This is a genomic window from Nocardioides marmoriginsengisoli, assembly GCF_003725695.1.
Classification (GTDB): Bacteria; Actinomycetota; Actinomycetes; order Propionibacteriales; family Nocardioidaceae; genus Marmoricola; species Marmoricola marmoriginsengisoli.
On sequence record NZ_RJSE01000009.1, the window covers coordinates 100,633 to 118,926 of the forward strand.

Annotated in this window: 19 protein-coding genes; 9 read left to right on the forward strand and 10 right to left on the reverse strand. The window is 69.4% G+C overall.

Translation table 11 applies throughout. From position 1 onward, the window contains the following. Positions 1–88: 88 nt before the first annotated feature. On the forward strand, positions 89–769 hold the full coding sequence (locus EFK50_RS19185; protein WP_123229203.1) for a hypothetical protein: 681 nt from the start codon (positions 89–91) through the stop codon (positions 767–769). A gap of 43 nt (positions 770–812) precedes the next feature. On the opposite strand, the gene EFK50_RS19190 is transcribed toward EFK50_RS19185, so the two are convergent. From EFK50_RS19190 to EFK50_RS19220, 7 genes are all read right to left on the reverse strand, one after another. Further along, positions 813–1,691, reverse strand: coding sequence for an Abi-alpha family protein (locus EFK50_RS19190; protein WP_221177486.1), 879 nt, complete (start codon positions 1,689–1,691; stop codon positions 813–815). Then, a complete protein-coding gene (locus EFK50_RS19195; protein ID WP_246004243.1) occupies positions 1,688–2,998 on the reverse strand; it encodes a DUF445 domain-containing protein in 1,311 nt (436 codons plus the stop codon). The genes EFK50_RS19190 and EFK50_RS19195 overlap by 4 nt, the downstream gene beginning before the upstream one ends. Before the next feature lie 203 nt (positions 2,999–3,201). Continuing rightward, positions 3,202–3,624 carry a heat shock protein transcriptional repressor HspR gene (locus EFK50_RS19200; protein ID WP_123229204.1) on the reverse strand — a complete coding sequence of 141 codons (423 nt, stop codon included), beginning with the start codon at positions 3,622–3,624 and terminating at the stop codon, positions 3,202–3,204. After that, positions 3,624–4,757, reverse strand: coding sequence for a molecular chaperone DnaJ (dnaJ, locus tag EFK50_RS19205; RefSeq protein WP_123229205.1), 1,134 nt, complete (start codon positions 4,755–4,757; stop codon positions 3,624–3,626). Before dnaJ ends, EFK50_RS19200 begins: the two co-directional genes overlap by 1 nt. A gap of 83 nt (positions 4,758–4,840) precedes the next feature. After that, positions 4,841–5,437: a nucleotide exchange factor GrpE gene (gene grpE, locus EFK50_RS19210; RefSeq protein ID WP_123229206.1), complete on the reverse strand. Its 597-nt coding sequence runs from the start codon at positions 5,435–5,437 to the stop codon at positions 4,841–4,843. Continuing rightward, positions 5,434–7,293, reverse strand: coding sequence for a molecular chaperone DnaK (dnaK, locus tag EFK50_RS19215; RefSeq protein WP_123229207.1), 1,860 nt, complete (start codon positions 7,291–7,293; stop codon positions 5,434–5,436). The genes grpE and dnaK overlap by 4 nt, the downstream gene beginning before the upstream one ends. Before the next feature lie 193 nt (positions 7,294–7,486). Next, entirely contained in the window at positions 7,487–7,984 is a 498-nt protein-coding gene (locus tag EFK50_RS19220; RefSeq protein ID WP_123229208.1) for a MarR family winged helix-turn-helix transcriptional regulator, read from the reverse strand. A 39-nt stretch (positions 7,985–8,023) separates the two neighbouring features. Here EFK50_RS19220 and EFK50_RS19225 point away from each other — a divergent pair, with 39 nt between their 5' ends. Further along, on the forward strand, positions 8,024–8,977 hold the full coding sequence (locus tag EFK50_RS19225) for an EamA family transporter (protein ID WP_123229209.1): 954 nt from the start codon (positions 8,024–8,026) through the stop codon (positions 8,975–8,977). A gap of 10 nt (positions 8,978–8,987) precedes the next feature. Further along, the gene (locus tag EFK50_RS19230) at positions 8,988–9,830 is read left to right on the forward strand and encodes an aldo/keto reductase (RefSeq protein ID WP_221177503.1); all 843 of its coding nucleotides are present in this window, start codon (positions 8,988–8,990) and stop codon (positions 9,828–9,830) included. A gap of 18 nt (positions 9,831–9,848) precedes the next feature. On the opposite strand, the gene EFK50_RS19235 is transcribed toward EFK50_RS19230, so the two are convergent. Both EFK50_RS19235 and EFK50_RS19240 read right to left on the reverse strand, forming a co-directional pair. Then, entirely contained in the window at positions 9,849–10,409 is a 561-nt protein-coding gene (locus EFK50_RS19235; RefSeq protein WP_123229211.1) for a hypothetical protein, read from the reverse strand. A gap of 61 nt (positions 10,410–10,470) precedes the next feature. Then, a complete protein-coding gene (locus tag EFK50_RS19240) occupies positions 10,471–10,908 on the reverse strand; it encodes a nuclear transport factor 2 family protein (RefSeq protein ID WP_123229212.1) in 438 nt (145 codons plus the stop codon). A gap of 104 nt (positions 10,909–11,012) precedes the next feature. Here EFK50_RS19240 and EFK50_RS19245 point away from each other — a divergent pair, with 104 nt between their 5' ends. The 6 genes from EFK50_RS19245 (at position 11,013) to EFK50_RS19270 (ending at position 16,720) form a co-directional block, all read left to right on the forward strand. Further along, complete coding sequence (locus EFK50_RS19245) at positions 11,013–11,891, forward strand: TIGR03619 family F420-dependent LLM class oxidoreductase (protein WP_123229213.1); 879 nt, start codon at positions 11,013–11,015, stop codon at positions 11,889–11,891. After that, a complete protein-coding gene (locus EFK50_RS19250; protein WP_221177487.1) occupies positions 11,888–13,054 on the forward strand; it encodes a hypothetical protein in 1,167 nt (388 codons plus the stop codon). Before EFK50_RS19245 ends, EFK50_RS19250 begins: the two co-directional genes overlap by 4 nt. Further along, a complete protein-coding gene (locus EFK50_RS19255; RefSeq protein WP_123229214.1) occupies positions 13,051–13,893 on the forward strand; it encodes an SDR family oxidoreductase in 843 nt (280 codons plus the stop codon). Before EFK50_RS19250 ends, EFK50_RS19255 begins: the two co-directional genes overlap by 4 nt. A gap of 111 nt (positions 13,894–14,004) precedes the next feature. Next, positions 14,005–15,162 (forward strand): sulfotransferase family protein, encoded by a 1,158-nt coding sequence (locus EFK50_RS19260; RefSeq protein WP_123229215.1) that lies wholly within the window; start codon positions 14,005–14,007, stop codon positions 15,160–15,162. Between the two features lie 71 nt (positions 15,163–15,233). Next, positions 15,234–15,818, forward strand: coding sequence for a carboxymuconolactone decarboxylase family protein (locus EFK50_RS19265; RefSeq protein WP_123229216.1), 585 nt, complete (start codon positions 15,234–15,236; stop codon positions 15,816–15,818). A gap of 8 nt (positions 15,819–15,826) precedes the next feature. Then, on the forward strand, positions 15,827–16,720 hold the full coding sequence (locus EFK50_RS19270) for an RNA polymerase sigma-70 factor (protein ID WP_425454396.1): 894 nt from the start codon (positions 15,827–15,829) through the stop codon (positions 16,718–16,720). 5 nt (positions 16,721–16,725) lie between these two features. Here EFK50_RS19270 and EFK50_RS19275 read toward each other — a convergent pair whose 3' ends face one another. Continuing rightward, on the reverse strand, positions 16,726–18,291 hold the full coding sequence (locus EFK50_RS19275) for an Ig-like domain repeat protein (protein WP_148046238.1): 1,566 nt from the start codon (positions 18,289–18,291) through the stop codon (positions 16,726–16,728). Positions 18,292–18,294: the final 3 nt, after the last annotated feature.

The window sequence follows — 18,294 nt, forward strand, 5'->3', positions numbered from 1 at the left end:
CTGACGAACGAGCGGAAACCCGACTGTTGCGCGCGGTGGCCCCCGATCACGATGGAGAGTCCGCCCCACCAACAAGATCGGGACTCCCATGCGCTCCAAGCTCACGACCCTGCTCACCGTGATCGGCGCGGTCACCGTGCTGGTCCTCGCCGCCAACACCGTCGCACTCGCCACCACCGGCAAGGCGATCCTGGCCGGCAAGATCAACACCGCCTCCAAGATGACCTCGATCACCCGCACCACCCCGGGCACCGGCCTCCAGGTCAAGACCAAGTCCACCGCCAACGCGCCCCTCGCCGTCAACGGCAAGGGGAAGGTCGTCAACCTCAACGCCGACCGGGTCGACGGCCTCGACTCGTCACAGCTCAAGACGACGTCCTGGGTCTGGACCACGGCGATCGACAGCGCGACGTCGTCGACCAACATCGCCATCCCGCTGCCCGCCGGCAACTACCTCCTCGACTACTCGGCGTACCTGGCCGGAACCTCGAGCGGCTACGCGGCCTGCTACTTCTTCCGCAACACCGGCAGCGGCACGACGTACTTCGCGGAGAACCGGGTCGCGCCCGGCTCCGTGTCCGCCGGTCTCACCGGGAGCGGGATCGTCCGGCTGCCGGCCGGCACCACGGTGGCCCTGCACTGCGAGGCGACGAACAACTTCTCGACGCTGCCCTCCGAGCCGATCCAGATCGCCGCGACCCGGATCGACACGCTGAACCCGGCTGCGACCCTGCCGCACACCCGGCTCGCCGGCCGCAGCAGCAAGTAGCCCTGCCTCGACGCACGGCCGCTCCCTCGGGGGCGGCCGTTCGTCAGTCCTCCGGGACCTCGTGCTCGGGCAGGTCCTTGGTCTCCTCGGCGTCGACCAGGCAGGTCTTGCAGAAATCGGTCCCGAACGGCGTCAGGTGGATCGAGCGCCGGATCACCTTCGCGAACCGGACCGAGTGCATCGCCTCGAGCACGTCGGGCTGCGCCTCCACGACCTGGTACTCCAGGGGGTCCTCGAGCTGCTCGCGGGAGAACCAGATCAGGCCGAGCCGGAAAAGGTTGTTCAGGTAGGCCGGCACCTCGTCGAGGTAGCGGACGCCGGCGCGCGGGCCGATCATCGTCAGGCCGGCGGAGAGCAGCGACGAGCTGACCATCCCGACCGGCCCGCCGGTGCGGACGTCGACCGAGGGCTGCGGGCCGCCGCGGAGCAACAGCATCAGGATCCGGGCCTCGTCGGGAGCGACCTCGTCGAGGATCCGTCCGTACGCCGGGTGCGCCACGTCCTCGCTCCACACGTCCCGCGAGCGCCGCAGCAGGTCCTCGCCGCGCTCGCGCAACGACAGCTCGCGCTGGCGCTCCGGCTCCTCGGGCGTCATCACCGACGTCAGCGTCACGCTGGCCTCGAACAACGCCATCGGGATCGGTACGCCGCTGGAGACCTTGGCGGCCACCGTGGAGATCGCCCGGGTGGCGTCGGCGAGATCGGTGGCGACACCGCGGACCAGCTCGCCGGCCGCGGTGGGATCCGTCAACGCGCGCGCGAGGTTGCGCGCCGAGCGGGCGCTGGAGCCGGCCGCCCAGGACGCGGACCGCAGCCACGCCGTACCGGCGATCCGGGCCACCCCGGGCAGCGCGTCGGCCGCGCCCTCCCAGACGGCGGGCGCGCGATCTCGTTCCGTGCGGTCGTTCCCGTTGGTGTTCACTTTCCCCCTACCCCGAAGAGCGCCAGGTGGATGACCCCACCGGCGAATCCCATGATCGCGCCATGGGCGTAGAGCATCCACTCGTCCTCTTTGATCGCCGAGCGCATCATGTCGACGAAGTCGCGCGGCGGCAGCTCCTTGGTCCGGGCCGCGACCAGCGTCCGGATCTTGTCGGCCTGGCGCTTGCTGAACTCGGGATCGCGGAACGGCGTGATGGTCCGGTCGACGGCTTCGGCAGCGACGGCGTCCCGGATGTTGTCGAAGCGCTTCGAGCCGATCGCGATCCGTACGGCGCCGCGCACCGGCCCGGCCGCCTGGTCGATCGCCGGCAGCATCGCGGTGGCGATCATCTGCCGGGTGCGGTCGCCGCGCGGCCCGTCGAGCAGGAAGTCACCGATCCGCTCCAGGGTGATCACGTCGTCCGCGATGATCTGCGCGTAGACCTCGGCGGCCTCGTCCTGGCGCCGCAGGAAGAGGCCGTGCCAGGTGATCCCGAGGATCCGCTTCGGCTCGGGCGGCTCGAAGATCAGCCACATGCCGAGCGCGTTGGTCACCCAGCCGACGATGATGCCGAGGATCGGCAGCAGCCACCAGAGTCCGAACCAGTGGTCGACCATGGCCACCGGGATGCCGAGCAGGAAGCCGAAGATGAACCCGAAGGCCACCATCAGGTTCAGCTCCTTCTGACCGAAGTCCCGGAAGATCCGGACGACGAGCGCCGGGTTCGCCTCGAAGTGGTCGATCACCATGATCTTCGGATCGAGGAGCTGGTCGATGTGCACGCCGATCTCGTCGGTGATGCCGTGCACCACCGTCGGCATCTGCAGCTGGACCCGGGCGATGATCGCCTGCCGGGCCGGCCGCGGGAGGTCGCGCCAGAGGTTCGGGTGCTCGCGGGCCATGATGTCCTCGATCATCCGCGGCATGTCGGGCTCGAAGACGCTGACGATGTGCTCGGCGATCTGGTCCGGCTCGAGCTGCTGGTAGAACTCACCGGGCGTGCCCAGCTTGGTGATCGCCTTGTCGACCGCGATGCTGCCCATCTTCGCCGCACGCGCCGGGACGATGCCCTGCCAGCCGACCCCGCCCTGCAGGATGCCGGGAACCTCCTGCAGCTTCCGCGGCAGGACTCGCGCCAGCTGCTTGAGCCCGGGGACCGAGAAGCCGTAGAACCGCACCGGCGAGAACAGCATGATCAGGCCGGTCCAGTTGATCAGGAAACCGATCACGCCGGTGAACACCGGAATCGTCGCGATGTGGATCCAGCCGTGCAGGTCCACGTCACGGAAGAACCAGTCAGTCTCCAACGCCGCCACTGTTCCCCGCAATCGTCGCGTTCGGTCCCTTACGAGATAGTCGCTGACACTAACGGCTTGGAGCAGGTTCAGTCACTGCTCGCCAGCCAACGGACCGATTCGGGGTCCCAATGCGCCGATTTGGTCCGAAAACGGTCCCGGAGCAGCGGAACGGGGCCACCCCGAGCAGGGCGGAGGAGCCTGGGCCGCGCGCCCTACAGCAACCGGTGCAACGTCCCCGGCGGTCGAATCGCCGGAAGGTTGGGTCGGCGCTCGGCCAGCGCCGCGGCGGTCTGGTCGAGCGCTGCCTGCAACGCGCGGGCCCGCTCGAGCAGCTCGGCGTTGCGCGCGCGCAGCGCCAGCACCTGGTTCTCCAGGTCGATGATCCGGCGTACGCCTTCGAGGCCGATGCCGGCGGCCGTCAGCTCGGCGACGACCCGGAGCGCCTCGATGTCGTTGAGCGAGTAGCGCCGACCGCCGCCCCCGGTCCGCCCGGGCGAGACCAGGCCGATCCGGTCGTACTGGCGCAGGGTCTGCGGGTGCAGGCCGGTGAGCTCGGCCGCGACGCTGATCACGTAGACCGGCGTCGCCGGGCCGGGGCCTCGGCCACCCGGGGTTGCTCCCGATCGCGGCATCATCAGCTCCCGTCCACCAGGCCCGCGCGCGGGTCGTCTCCGCTGGTGGCTTCACGATAGGCCAGCAGCGCTTCCCGGGCGGCGGCGTTGAGCTCGCTCGGCACCTGCACCTCGACGGTCACCAGCAGGTCGCCCTTGACCCCGCCCTTGCCGGTGACGCCCCGGCCGCGGACGCGGAGCACCCGCCCGGTCGGCGTGCCCGGCGCGATCCGCAGCGTCACCGGGGTGCCGCCGAGCACCGGCACCGTGATCTGCGCACCGAGCGCGGCCTCGTCGAACGACACCGGCGCGGTCAGCGTCAGGCTGTCGCCCTTGCGCCCGAAGATCGGGTGGGCGGCGACGCGGACGCTGACGAAGAGGTCGCCGGCCGGACCGCCGGACTCCCCGGGCGCACCCTTGCCCTTGAGCCTGATCCGCTGGCCGTCCTTGACGCCGGCGGGCAGCCGCGCCTGGATCGTCCTGCTGGAGGTGCCCCGGCCCGACCCGCGGCACGTGGGGCACGCCTCGTCGTAGACGACCTGGTGGCCGTGGCACTCGGGGCAGGTCTCGTTCATGGCGAAACCACCGCCCATGTTGTTCACGACCATGCCGGCGCCGCCACAGGTCGGGCAGACGTGCGGCTTGGTCCCCGGCTTGCCACCGGTCCCCCGGCAGGTCTCGCAGGCGGACTCCGCGGAGAGCCGCAACGAGATGGTGGTGCCGTCGAGCGCATCGGTGAAGGAGATCGTGGCCTCGGTCTCGAGGTCGGACCCTCGCGTCGCCCGGCGCTGGTTGCGCGGCGCACCACCGCCACCACCGCCGAAGAACCCGCCGAGGAGGTCGGAGATGTCGAAGCCGCCCTGCCCCCCGAAGTTCCCGCCCGGCTGGCCGCCGAAGTTCGGGTGCCCGCCGAAACCGCCCGCGTACAGCGCGCGCATCTCGTCGTACTCCTTGCGCTTGCCGGCGTCGCCGACGACGTCGTACGCCTCGGCGACCTGCTTGAAGCGGTCCTCCGCGACGCTGTCCCCCGGCTTGGAGTCGGGGTGGTTCTCGCGGGCGAGCTTGCGGTAGGCCTTCTTGATCACGCCCTGGTCGGCGTCCTTGTCGACACCGAGGACCTTGTAGAAGTCCTTGTTCGCCCAGTCAGCGTTGCTCATCCACCCCTCCTCTCGGGGTCATCCGGACATCGAGCCTGTCGAGATGCACTTTCGCACCGCGTCTCGACAGGCTCGACGTCCGATCAGTTCTCGTTCTCCGGGTCGACGACCAGCACCTGCGCTGCTCGCACCACCCGGTCGCCCATCCGGTAGCCGGCCTTGGCGATGTGCTTGGCCGTCGCGACCTCGACCTCGGGGTCCGTGCCGACGTGCGACAGGGCCTCGTGCAGGGTCGGGTCGAAGGCGTCGCCCGGCTCGCCGAACCGGGTCAGGCCGAGGCCGGCCACGATCCGCTCGAGGTGCTCGGCAACGCCCTTGAAACCACCTTCGAGCTCGCCGGCCTCGCGAGCCCGGTCGATGTTGTCGAGCACGTCGAGCATCGGCACCAGCACCGCGAAGACGGCGTTCTCGCGCACCAGGTCGCGGTCCCGGTCGACCCGGCGCTTGTAGTTGAGGAACTCCGCCTGGAGCCGCTGCAGGTCCGCGGTCCGCTCGGCCGCCTCCTGCTGAGCAGCCTCGAGCGGGTCCAGGACCACGCCCTCGACGTCGGCGATGTCCTGCGGCTCCAACGGCCCGCCCTCCTCGAGCAGGTTGTCGATGCCGGAGATGTCGTCGGGGACCTCGACGTGGGGAGCCGGCTCGGCCGGCTCCCCACCCTCGAAGGGGACGTCCGAGGTCACTTGGACTCGTCCTCGGCGCCCTCGACCGGCTCGTCCACGATCTCGGCGTCGACGACGTCGTCGTCCTCGCCCGCGGCGTCGGCCGACTCGGCGCTCTCGGCACCCTCGGCCTCGGAGGCCGCGTAGAGAGCCGCGCCCATCTTCTGGCTCGACTCGCCCAGCTTGGTGATGGCCGCGTTCAGCGCGTCCGCCTCGGCGTTCTCGTCCTCGAGCAGCGCCTTCAGGGCGTCGACGTCGGCCTGGACCTCGGTCTTGACCTCCTCGGGCAGCTTCTCGTCGTTCTCGGAGAGGAACTTCTCGGTCGAGTAGACGAGGCTGTCGGCCTGGTTGCGGACCTCGACGGCCTCGCGACGCTTGGCGTCCTCCTCGGCATACTGCTCGGCGTCGGCCACCATCCGCTGGATGTCGTCCTTCGACAGCGCACTGCCGCCGGAGATCGTCATCGACTGCTCCTTGCCGGTGCCCTGGTCCTTGGCCGTGACGTGCACGATGCCGTCGGCGTCGATGTCGAACGTGACCTCGACCTTCGGGACGCCACGCGGGGCCGGCGGCAGGCCGGTCAGCTCGAAGTTGCCGAGCGCCTGGTTCTGCGCCCACATCTGGCGCTCGCCCTGGGCGACCTTGATCTCCACCGACGGCTGGTTGTCGTCGGCGGTGGTGAAGATCTCCGAGCGCTTCGTCGGGATCGTGGTGTTCCGCTCGATCAGGGTGGTCATCACGCCGCCCTTGGTCTCGATGCCGAGGCTCAGCGGGGTGACGTCGAGGAGCAGCACGTCCTTGACCTCGCCCTTGAGCACGCCGGCCTGGAGCGCGGCGCCGACGGCGACGACCTCGTCCGGGTTGACGCCCTTGTTGGGCTCCTTGCCGCCGAGCAGCTCCTTGACGACATCGGTGACCGCGGGCATCCGGGTCGAGCCGCCGACGAGGACCACGTGGTCGATGTTGGAGACCGCGACGCCGCCGTCCTTGAGGACCTGCTGGAACGGCTTCTTGGTGCGCTCGAGCAGGTCCGAGGTCAGCTTCTGGAACTCGGCGCGGGTGAGCTTCTCCTCGAAGTGCAGCGGGCCGGACTCGCCGTGGGTGATGTACGGCAGGTGGATGGTGGTCTCGGCCGAGCTGGAGAGCTCGATCTTGGCCTTCTCCGCGGCCTCCTGGAGTCGCTGCAGGGCGATCTTGTCGGCGGCCAGGTCGACGCCGTTGTTGTCCTTGAACTTCTTGGTCATCCACTCGACGACCTTCTGGTCCCAGTCGTCACCACCGAGGTGGTTGTCACCGCTGGTGGCCTTCACCTCGACGACGCCCTCGCCGATCTCGAGCAGGGAGACGTCGAACGTGCCGCCACCGAGGTCGAAGACCAGGATCGTCTGGTCGGAGTCGCCCTTGTCCAGGCCGTAGGCGAGCGCCGCGGCGGTCGGCTCGTTGACGATCCGGCTGACGTTCAGGCCGGCGATCTCGCCGGCCTCCTTGGTCGCCTGGCGCTGCGCGTCGGAGAAGTACGCCGGCACGGTGATCACCGCGTCGGTGACGGTCTCGCCCAGGTAGGCCTCGGCGTCGCGCTTCAGCTTCTGCAGCACGAAGGCGCTGATCTGCTGCGGCGTGAAGTCCTTGCCGTCGATGTCGACCTTCCAGTCGGTGCCCATGTGGCGCTTGACCGAGCGGATCGTGCGGTCGACGTTGGTGACCGCCTGACGCTTGGCGACCTCGCCGACGAGGACCTCTCCGGACTTGGCGAAGGCGACGACAGACGGCGTCGTACGGGCTCCTTCGGCGTTTGCGATGACGGTGGGTTCGCCACCCTCGAGGACCGAGACGACGGAGTTCGTCGTCCCGAGGTCGATGCCGACCGCACGTGCCATGTTGTTCTACCTCCGTGAGTGGCCCGGGAAGTCCGGGCGCTTTCTTCTGATGAAGTCTGTTGCGGACCATGGTGGTCCGCGGTGCAGAGTCTGACAAATAACTTGAGTCTGATCAACTCAACTCTTGTCACAGGGCTCAACGCAGCACCGAGCGCGGATTGTTCCCCGATCCGGCCACGAACTTCGCGGAGCCCTACTCCAGCGAGACCAGCAGCTTGCGCAGCAGACCCGCGAGCTGGTCGCGTTCGGCGACCGTGAGCCCGGCCAGGAGGCGCTCCTCGTTGGCCCAGTGCCGCGCGACCAGCCGGTCGGTGACCTCGAGGCCCAGCGGCGTCAGCTCGATCAGCCGACCACGGCCGTCGTGCTCGGCGACGCTCCGGGAGACCAGGCCGGCGGCGACCAGGCGGTCCACCCGCTTGGTCACCGCACCGGAAGTGACCACCATCGTGGCGCTGAGCCCGGTCGCGCTCAGCCGGTACGGCGCCCCGGCCCGGCGCAGCGAGGCGAGCACGTCGAAGTCGCCGTGACTGAGGCCCTCGGCGGCGAACGGGGGGCGCAGGCCGATGTCGAGCAGGTCGGCCGCCCGGTGCACCCGGGCCACGACGCCCATCGGGGACGCGTCCAGCTCCGGGCGCTCGACGGCCCACTGGCCGATGATCCGGTCGATGCCGTCCTGAAGTTCTGCGCTCATGCCTTGATCTTATCTTCCTCGGAAACTATTATTGTTTCCATGGAAACTAAGTCCTCCGGATCGGCCGGCATCGGCACCGTCCTGCTCACCGCGGTCGCACCGCTGGCCTGGGGCACGACGTACATCGTGACCGAGAACTTCCTGCCCCCGGACCGGCCGCTGTTCGCGGCGACGGTCCGTGCGCTCCCCGCCGGCCTGATCCTGCTCGCCTTCCGGCGCCAGCTGCCGCACGGCGACTGGTGGTGGAAGGCGATCGTGCTGGGCCTGTGCAACATCGGGCTGTTCTTCCCGCTGATCTTCCTGGCGGCGTACCACCTGCCCGGCGGGCTGGCCGCCACCCTGCAGGCCACCTCGCCGCTCGCGGTGATGGCGATCGCCTGGCCGGTGATCGGCGAGCGCCCGCCCGCGATCCGGATCGGAGCCGCCCTGGTCGGCCTCGCCGGAGTCGCCCTGCTGGTGCTGCGCAGCACCGGGAACGTCGACGCGGTCGGCCTGCTCGCCGCGGCCGGTTCGGTGCTGGTCTCGGCCGTCGGGTTCGTGCTGATCAAGCGCTGGCCGGCTCCGACGACGGCGCACTCCGTCGGCGGTCGGCCCGACATGCTGACCCTGGTCTCCTGGCAGCTCGTCGTCGGCGGCCTGGCCCTGCTCCCGGTCGGCCTGCTGGTCGAGGGCGCCCCGCCGGCGCTCGACGGCCGCGCCGTCCTCGGCTTCACCTGGCTCGGCATCGCCGGCACCGCGCTCGCCTACTACTGCTGGTTCCGCGACCTCTCCCGGATGCCGGCCGGGGCCGCCTCGCTGATCGGACTCGTGAACCCGGTCGTCGGCACCCTGCTCGGCGTGGTCTTCGCGGCGGAGGTGTTCGGGGTGGCTCAGGCATTCGGGATGGCCCTGGTGCTCGGCGGCGTGGTCGCCGGCCAGCGGCTCACCCGCCGTACTCCCCCGGTCGCCGTGGCCGTCCGGGAATACCCGGAGCCGCGCCCTTGTCATGCCTGACATGACTTCCATCGACGTCCCGAACCTGACCCTCAACGACGGCAGCACGATCCCGCAGCTCGGGTTCGGGGTCTACCAGGTCCCGCCGGCCGACACCGCCCAGGTCACCTCCGACGCGTTCGGGGCCGGCTACCGGCACATCGACACCGCGCAGATGTACCGCAACGAGAAGGGTGTCGGCGAGGCGTTCCGGGCCTCGGGACTGGCCCGCGACGAGGTCTACCTGACCACCAAGCTCAACAACGGCTTCCACCGCCCGGACGACGCCCGCCGCGCCTTCGACCAGTCCCTGACCGACCTCGGCACCGACCACGTCGACCTGTTCCTGATCCACTGGCCGCTGCCGACGAGGTACGACGGCGACTACGTCTCGACCTGGAACACCCTGATCGAGTTCGCCGCGGACGGCCGGGCCCGCTCGATCGGCGTCTCCAACTTCCAGGTCGACCACCTGGCCCGGCTCGCCGCCGAGACCTCCGTCGTACCGGCGGTGAACCAGATCGAGGTGCACCCGTACTTCGGCAACGAGGAGGTCCGCGCTGCCGACGCCGCGGCCGGCATCCTCACCGAGGCCTGGTCGCCGATCGCGCAGGGCGCCGTCCTCGACGACCCGATCGTCGTCGCGATCGCCGAGCGCCTCGGCCGGACGCCGTCGCAGGTGACGCTGCGCTGGCACGTCCAGCGCGGCGACGTCGTCTTCCCCAAGACGCTCTCGCCGGCCCGGATGCGCGAGAACGCGGCGATCTTCGACTTCGAGCTCGGCGCCGACGACCTGGCAGCGATCACCGCCCTGGACCGGGGCGAGTCCGGCCGCCGGGGACCGAACCCGTCGACCTTCGACTGGATCCCCTGACCGTCGCCGCGTCGCGGGTCAGTCGCCGACGGTGACGGAGACGGCGTTCGAGGCGGTCTCGGTCTCGGGGTCGAAGACGCGGAACTTGTTGTCGCCCTCGCGACCGGTCAGCACGTAGGTGTCGAACGTCCCGACCGTCACCTGGACCTGGACGCCGAAGTTGACCCACTCGCCGTCCTCGAACCGCTGCACCAGCAGCGGCACCGCATCGCGGCCGGGCCACTGGCCGGTGAGGTTGATCCGCTGCATCGGGTCGACGAAGAGCGGGGACGCGCTCAGCAGGAGCTTCTCGTCACCGGGGCTGCTGGTGAAGCTCGGCTCGGACGGCGACTCGGTCTCGGTCGGGTCGCTGCTCTGCGTCGGGTCCGGCAGGGCGGTGGTCGGCAGCGCCGACGGCGTGATCGGGTCGACCTGGATCGGCTGGCCGGTGGTGTCGGTGCTGTCGAGGCCGAGCGCCTTGACCAGGATCCAGGTACCCAGGCCGATCGCCAGGCCGATGGCGAGCGCGACGCCGACGACTTTGACGACGGCAGCGATGATCTGCTGCTGTCGGTCCTGGTCCGGTTCGCTCTCGCTCACGCGCCAAGGATAGGGGCCGGTCAAGCCCGGGGCAGCCGATCGTGGGCCGCCGTCCCCGCCGCTACATCCCGAGCGCTTCGAACCCGCGGCGCCAGAGCACGGTCTCGTGCAGCTTCCGCGAGCGCCAGCCGTCCGCCGTACGGGTGAAGGTGTGCCGGTAGATCCCGGTCACCTCGACCGGGAACTTCTGCTCGCCGAAGTCGAAGGTCATCGGGTTGTGGAAGTAGGCGTTCGCCTGGATCTCACCGTCCGGCAAGGCCTCGTAGTCGATCTGCCCGATCATGTGCACCCGGCTCGGCGCCACCGCGAGGTTCTCGATCAGCCAGGGCTTGATCTCGGCGAAGCCGGCCTCGATGCCGCCGGACTCGACGTAGTTGATCGCCGCGTCCGGGGTGAAGACCCGGTCGAGGCGGTCCCACTCGGCGAGGTCGATCCCGAAGGTGTAGTCGGTGATGGCGTCGCGGATCGCGGTCCGGTCGAGGATGTCCTGCAGGTCCATCGGGTCCTCCTGAGCGTGCGGATAGAGGCGCCTTCAGAAAAAAGGTGCACTTGGCTACCGAATCACTCTAGTCCCGAAACTGGAACACGTTCTAGTATCGGCGCATGCGATTCTCCTTTGCCGAAGGTATGACCAAGACCGAGTACTGGGCTCCGATGGCGCAGGCCTGCGAGGCCGCCGGCTACACGTCGATGACCATCCCGGACTCGTTGATCTTCCCGGAGGAGTCCGACTCGAAGTACCCCTACACCGACACCGGCGACCGGCACTTCCTGGAGGGCAAGGAGTTCATCGAGACGATGATCCTCTGCGCTCACATCTTCGCGGTGACCGAGACGCTGCGCCTGACGCCGTTCGTGCTCAAGATGCCGATCCGGCCGCCGGTGCTCACCGCCAAGCAGGCCTCGTCCCTGGCGTTCCTCTCGAACAACCGGCTCGGTCTCGGCGTCGGCATCTCGCCGTGGCCCGAGGACTTCGACGCCCTGGGCGTGCCCTGGGAGCGGCGCGGCAAGCGCCTCGACGAGTGCATCGACGTCCTGCGCGGCCTGACCACCGGCGAGTTCTTCGAGTACCACGGCGAGTTCTACGACATCCAGTCCCTCAAGCAGTGCCCCGCGCCGACCGAGAAGATTCCGGTCCTGGTCGGCGGCCACGCGGACGCCGCGCTGCGCCGGGCGGTCCTCAAGGGCGACGGCTGGATGCACGCCGGCGGCGACGGCGAGGAGCTCGACCGCCTGCTGGTCCGGCTCGCCGAGATCCGCAAGGAGGAGGGCGACACCCGCGACGACTTCGAGATCCACGTGATCTCGTACGACGCCTACACCCTGGACGGCGTGAAGCGCCTCGAGGACAAGGGCGTCACCGACGCGATCGTCGGCTTCCGGGTGCCCTACATCATGGGACCGGACACCGAGCCGCTGCAGACCAAGATCGACAACATCAACCGGTACGCCGAGGACATCATCAGCAAGGTCTCGCTGTGACCTCGGAGATTGAGCCCGTCGAAATCACGAAGGTCTTCAGCGACGCCGTCGCCGAGGCCGAGGCACTGATCGCGAACCCGCCGTTCGAGATCAGCGAGCAGGAGCGCGCCGAGGGGTACGACTACCTGGCAGGCTCGATCCGCAGCTCGCTCCAGATGGCGTTCGACTACGACCTGGTGCACCCGGTCCTGGTCAACCCCACGCACCAGTACGCCCGCCAGGGGCTCGACAACCCGGACGCGATCTACTTCAACGCCTACCTGACCGAAGGGGCGTCGTACGAGCTCTCCGGCGTCCGCGGCACCGCGGCCGACCTGTCCTTCCAGATCATGGACGGCAACTACTCCCCCGAGGGTGCGCCGACCAGCGTCGCCGCGTTCGACGACCGGGAGCTGGACATCGCGGCGGACGGCTCGTTCTCCTGGAGGTTCGGCCCCGAGCTCGGCCTGAAGAAGGGCGCCACGCTGATCATCCGCGAGGTGTTCAACGACTGGAACACCGAGACCCGCGGAACCCTTCGGCTGCAGCGGCTCGACACCGCCGGCATCCCGCGGGAGCCGTTCGCGATGGACAACGTCGCCAAGCGGTACGGCGTCGCCGCCAAGATGCTGCTCGGCAAGATCAAGACCTGGTTCGCGTTCCCCGAGTGGTTCACCTACAAGGAGCCGGTCAACACGCTCACGGTGCCGAAGTCGACGCCGGGCGGGCTCGCCTCGCAGTTCTCCTCGCTGGGGCACTACGACCTGACCGACGACCAGGCTCTGGTCATCACCGTGCCGGTGCCGCACTGCGACTACTACGCGATCCAGATCGGCTCGAAGTGGTACGTCTCCACCGACTACGAGCACTACCAGTCGTCGCTGACGAAGGCGCAGTCGCAGGCCGACCCGGACGGCAAGTTCCGGTACGTCGTGAGCACCAGGAACCCCGGCATCGCCAACTGGCTCGACACCACCGATCACCCGAAGGGCGTGATGATGCTGCGCTGGCAGCGCATCGAGCACGAGCTCACCGAGGCCGACGGCCCGACGGTCGAGCTGGTCGCCTTCGACGAGGTCGAGCAGCACCTCCCGTACTACGCGACCAACCAGGTCACACCTGAGCAGTACTCCACCCGAATCGCCGACCGCCAGGTCGGCATTGCCCGAAGGATGATCTCTTGAGCACCGAACTCGGTTACGCCGAAGCCCACGACACCTCGATCGAGGAGCGCTACACCCCCGCGCCCCTGCTGAAGGGCAAGGTCATCGTGATCTCGGGCATCGGCCCCGGCCTCGGCAAGTCGCTGGCCGAGGAAGCCGCCAAGATGGGCGCCGACCTGGTCATCGCCAGCCGTACCGAGGCCCGCCTCGACGAGATCGCTACGCTCTGCGAGGGGTACGGCGTCAAGGTCGCCAAGGTCGTCACCGACGTCCGCGACGAGGACTCCCGCGCCAACCTGCGCGACAAGACCCTGGAGGCGTTCGGCCGGGTCGACTGCGTGATCAACAACGCCTTCACGATCCCGCCGATGGACCCGATCACCCAGATCAAGCCGGAGGCGCTGGCCAAGGTCAACGAGACGAACGTCTTCGCGCCGCTGCGGCTCTCGGCCCTCTTCGCCGACGCGCTGGCCGAGTCCAAGGGCTCGATCATCATGCTCAACTCGTGCGTCTCGTTCTCCAGCCAGCCCGAGTACGCCGGCTACAAGCTCAGCAAGGGCGCGTTGGAGCACCTGGCCTCCTCGCTGGCCACCGAGCTCGGCCCGCGCGGGATCCGGGTGAACAGCGTGGCGCCGTCGTACATCTACGAGGACGTCAACCGCGGCTACTTCGACTTCCTCGGCGCGGTCGAGAACAAGACCCACGAGCAGGTGTACGCCGAGAAGGCGGCCCCGACCGACCTCCAGCGCCTGGCCTCCTCCGAGGAGGTCGCCCGGGCGACGCTGTTCCTCGCGAGCGACCTCGCCTCCGCCGTCACCGGTCAGATGCTGACCGTCGACTGCGGCGAGTTCCACGACTGAGCGCACCTCACCACGTCTCGACAGGCTCGACGTCCGGACGCTCGCACCAGGCGTCTCGACACTTGCACCGGACATCGAGCCTGTCGAGATGCCGCTAGGGAAGAAGCAGATATGAACGACAACATCATGACCCGGGAGCGCCCGGACGTCGGCAGCTACGAGGACATCGCGGCGGCCGCCGTCCGGACCACGGGCATGTCGGACTTCGGTGACGGGATCCACGAGGAAGGGCTCCGGGTCCTCGTCGACGACCTGGCCTCCCCCGAAGCCGGCCTGACCCCGCGCGGCAACTACTTCCAGCGCTCGGAGGTGAAGAGCGCCCTGGTCGGCGTGCTGCTCACCCAGGCGCAGTTCGCCGCACACCCGGAGCACGCGGACGTGAAGATCGAACGGCCGATCTTCCTGACCGGACTCCCCCGCACCGGCACCACGATCCTGCACCGGCTGCTGCACGCAGACCCGGCCAGCCAGGGCCTGGAGATGTGGCTGACCCAGTACCCGCAGCCGCGACCGCCGCGGGAGACCTGGGAGTCCGACCCGATCTTCAACGCGATGCAGCAGGGTTTCGCCGCACACCACGTCGAGAACCCCGAGTTCATGGGCATCCACTACATGGACGCGACCACGGTCGAGGAGTGCTGGCGGCTGCTGCGCCAGACCGGCAAGTCGAACTCGTACGAGGCGCTGGCCAACCTGCCGCGCTACACCGAGTGGCTGAAGAACCAGGACTGGACCGACGCCTACGCCCGGCACAAGCAGAACCTGCAGCTGGTCGGGCTCAACGACCAGGACAAGCGCTGGGTGTTGAAGAACCCGTCGCACATGAGCGGGCTCGACGCGCTGATGACGGCCTACCCGGACGCGCTGGTCGTCTACACCCACCGTGAGCCGATCACCTGCATCGCGTCGTCCTGCTCATTGTCGGCGGAGACCACCGTCGGCCAGTCCGACACCTACGTCGGCGGCGTCATCGGGCACACCCAGCTGGACCTGTGGTCGCGGGCGTTCCATACCTTCCACGACGCCCGGGCCAAGTACGACCAGGACCAGTTCATCGACATCGCGTTCGGCGACCTGGTCAAGGACCAGGTCGGCGTGACCCGCCGGGTCTACGAGCAGTTCGGGCTCGACTGGACGCCGGAGGCGCAGGCCGCCGTCGAGGCGATCGACCGCGAGGCCAAGGAGGGCAAGGCGGCGCCGAAGCACTCCTACGACCTCAAGGACTACGGCCTCACCGAGAAGCAGGTCCTGGACGCGTTCGACAGGTAATTCCGCGCTTCCTGTCACAACCTCGCCGCGGGCGGCGTCTTCATGTCGTACCCACGACACAGGAGGACGACATGACTGGAACGACCCGCATCCCCGTGGCCGAGATCACCGGCTTCAAGGGCGCCCTGATCAAGCGGTTCGCGCGGAAGAACCTGGGCCAGGTGCCGACGTCGCTCGGCGTCTACTGGCACAACCAGAAGGTGCTCATGGGCATGGCCGGCGTCGGCGGCAAGGTCCAGAAGTGGGACGCCTGCGACGAGCAGCTGAAGTCGTTCGCGCACATGGCGGTCGCCTCCCAGGTCGGCTGCACCTGGTGCCTGGACTTCAACTACTTCGAGGCCAACAACAAGAAGCTGGACATGGCCAAGGCCCGCGAGATCCCGCGCTGGCACGAGTCGGAGCTGTTCTCGCCGCTCGAGCGCGAGGTGCTCGCGTACTCGGAGGCGATGACCGTGACCGAGCCGACCGTCACCGACGAGATGGTGGCCTCGCTGCGCACCCAGCTCGGCGACGCGGCCCTGATCGAGCTGACCGCGGTGATCGCCTTCGCCAACTTCACCACCCGGCCGAACGTCGCGCTGGGCATCGAGTCCGACGGCTTCGCCGCTGCGTGCGGACTCAAGCCGCTCGCGCAGCCCACCGCCGTAAGGTCGTGAGGGTGACCGTGCCCGACACCGCCCCCGGAGATCCGTTCGTCGCCCATCGCGGGCTGCTCTTCACGGTCTCCTACGAGATGCTCGGCTCGGCCGCGGACGCGGAGGACGTCGTCCAGGAGACCTGGCTGCGCTGGGACGGGATCGGCGCGGACGCCCGGGCCGAGGTGCGCGACCCGCGCGCCTACCTGGTCCGGATGGTGACCCGCAAGGCGTTGGACCGGCTGCGGTCCAACGCCCGGCGGCGCGAGGACTACGTCGGCGAGTGGCTCCCCGAACCGCTGCTCACCGCACCGGATGTCGCCGAGGACGTCGAGCTCGCCGAGAGCGTCTCGTTCGCGATGCTGACCGTGCTCGAGACGCTGACCCCGACCGAGCGCGCCGTCTTCGTCCTGCGCGAGGTCTTCGATCTCCCGTACGACGAGATCGCCCGGGCCGTGGAGAAGTCGCAGGCCGCCGTACGGCAGATCGGGCACCGGGCGCGCGAGCACGTCGCCGCCCGCCGGCCGCGGGTCGAGGTCAGTCGCGACGAGCAGCAGCAGGTCGTGGAACTGTTCCTGGCCGCTGTGACCGGGGGCGACCTCCAGGGCCTGCTGGACGTGCTCGCGCCCGACGTGGTGCTGGTCGCGGACGGCGGCGGCATCGCTCAGGCGGTGGTCAACCCGGTGCTGGGCGCGAAGAAGGTCGCGAACCTGCTGCGCTCCTTCCCGAAGTTCGGGGCGGGCGCCCAGGTGCTGCCGGTCCAGCTCAACGGCGCACCGGGAGCGCGGATCGTCGGCGTCGACGACGGCTTCGACACGGCGATCAGCTTCCTCGTCGAGAACGGCCGGATCGCCAGGATCTTCGCCGTCCGCAATCCCGCCAAGCTCGGCGGGATCGACGTCGAGTCCACGATCAGCCGGTAGTCACCTCAGCGCTTGGGGATCTTGACCGCGACCCGCCCGGTGGCCGCCAGCACGGTCGAGGTCCCCGAGTAGAGGAGCGTGTACGTGTGCCGGCCCGGCTTCGGCTTGAGCACGGTGATCACGGCCGTGCCGTTGCGGACGGCGACGCGTGCCTTGACGGTGCGGGCGCCCTCCTTCACGGTGACCGTCCCGCCGGGGTTCGAGAGCCCCGTGACCCGGACCGTCAGCAGCAACCGCTTCTTCGCGCGCACGTACGCTGCCCTGCCGGACACGGCGGACACCCACTTCACCGTCGCCGTCGGCGACGAGGTGGCGATGCCCGACCGGTCGAACGACCGCGCAGTGACCCGCACGCTCAGGGTCTTGCCGGCGTCGGCCGCGACCGGACGGTACGTCTTCGCGGTGCCGACCACGGCTGCCCCGCGCAGCCACGCGTAGGAGTACTCGGTCGTCGTGGTCAGGCTCCACGACCCGGGCGATGCGGTCAGGGTGGAGCCCACCACCGGTCGGCCGGAGATGGTCGGTTTGCGGAAGGCGGTGAGCTGGGTGCTGAGCACCTGGTTGACGCCGGTCCTGAACTGGCCGCTCTTCACGACCACCGGCGTGGCGTCCGCGATCGAGGCCGCGCCGGGCCAGAAGGTCCGGACGAAGGTGCTCCCGCCGCCGTCGGGCGAGGAGAAGCGCAGGACATAGCTGCCGGGACGCAGGGTCGTGAACGAGTAGGCCCCGCCGGGACCGGTCGCCTTGGGGGCGCCGACCTGATCGCCGTCGGCGTCGTACACGGTCACGGAGCCGGCGGTCATGGGCACCGTGCCGGTGAGCGTGCCGGAGATGCCCCCCACCTGGGTCACGGTCACGTCCGGGACGGTCCGGAGCGTGTTGTCGACGGTGACCGTCGTGGCCCGCGCCCAGGTGGGTTGGTCGCCGGAGTAGCGAACGCCGTAGCGGAACGTCTCCTCGACGATCTCATCGTCCCTGAAGTACAGCTTGTAGGTGCCCGGACCAGGTCCACCGCCCGCCTGCGGAAGGAACTGGTACCGCCCGGTCCGGTCGGTCGTGGCGTTCATGGGTCCGTCGAACCCGGGCTGCGTCGGCGCCGGGGCGAACGCCACCACCCGGATGCCGCGCACCGGCTTCCCGGCGGTGTCGCGCACGATGCCCGTCAGCGGGGTCAGCGGCGAGATGTCGTCGAAGTAGTTGAGCTCGATGTCGCCGAGGTTCTTGGTCTCTCCGTCCACCACGGTCACCGCGACGGTTCCAGCCAGGTAGTTGCCGAACGGGTCGAGAGGATTGACGGTGTAGGACCCGGCCGTGACCCCGGTGAACGTGAAGGTCCCGTCGATGCCGGAGGTGTCGCTGTCGACGTTGCTGCCTCCCTGGACCAGGGACGCCTTGATCGCGTCGACCGGCTGGCCGTCCTCGGTCACGAACCGGCCGGTGACGGTGGCGCCGGCTGCCGACGCGGGCTGGGCCAGCGCGACCAGGCCGGTCAGCGCCACCAGCAGCGCGACGAGCGCGCTGACGACACGGGGAGCGCGCGGCGCGGGACTGGGCAGGGTAACTGGGGACACAGG

Coding starts and splice junctions, on each gene's coding strand:
- EFK50_RS19185 (WP_123229203.1), top strand. CDS start 89: ATGCGCTCCAAGCTCACGACCCTGCTCACCGTGATCGGCGCGGTCACC.
- EFK50_RS19200 (WP_123229204.1), bottom strand. CDS start 3,624: ATGATGCCGCGATCGGGAGCAACCCCGGGTGGCCGAGGCCCCGGCCCG.
- dnaJ (WP_123229205.1), bottom strand. CDS start 4,757: ATGAGCAACGCTGACTGGGCGAACAAGGACTTCTACAAGGTCCTCGGT.
- dnaK (WP_123229207.1), bottom strand. CDS start 7,293: ATGGCACGTGCGGTCGGCATCGACCTCGGGACGACGAACTCCGTCGTC.
- EFK50_RS19220 (WP_123229208.1), bottom strand. CDS start 7,984: ATGAGCGCAGAACTTCAGGACGGCATCGACCGGATCATCGGCCAGTGG.
- EFK50_RS19225 (WP_123229209.1), top strand. CDS start 8,024: ATGGAAACTAAGTCCTCCGGATCGGCCGGCATCGGCACCGTCCTGCTC.
- EFK50_RS19240 (WP_123229212.1), bottom strand. CDS start 10,908: ATGGACCTGCAGGACATCCTCGACCGGACCGCGATCCGCGACGCCATC.
- EFK50_RS19245 (WP_123229213.1), top strand. CDS start 11,013: ATGCGATTCTCCTTTGCCGAAGGTATGACCAAGACCGAGTACTGGGCT.
- EFK50_RS19260 (WP_123229215.1), top strand. CDS start 14,005: ATGAACGACAACATCATGACCCGGGAGCGCCCGGACGTCGGCAGCTAC.
- EFK50_RS19265 (WP_123229216.1), top strand. CDS start 15,234: ATGACTGGAACGACCCGCATCCCCGTGGCCGAGATCACCGGCTTCAAG.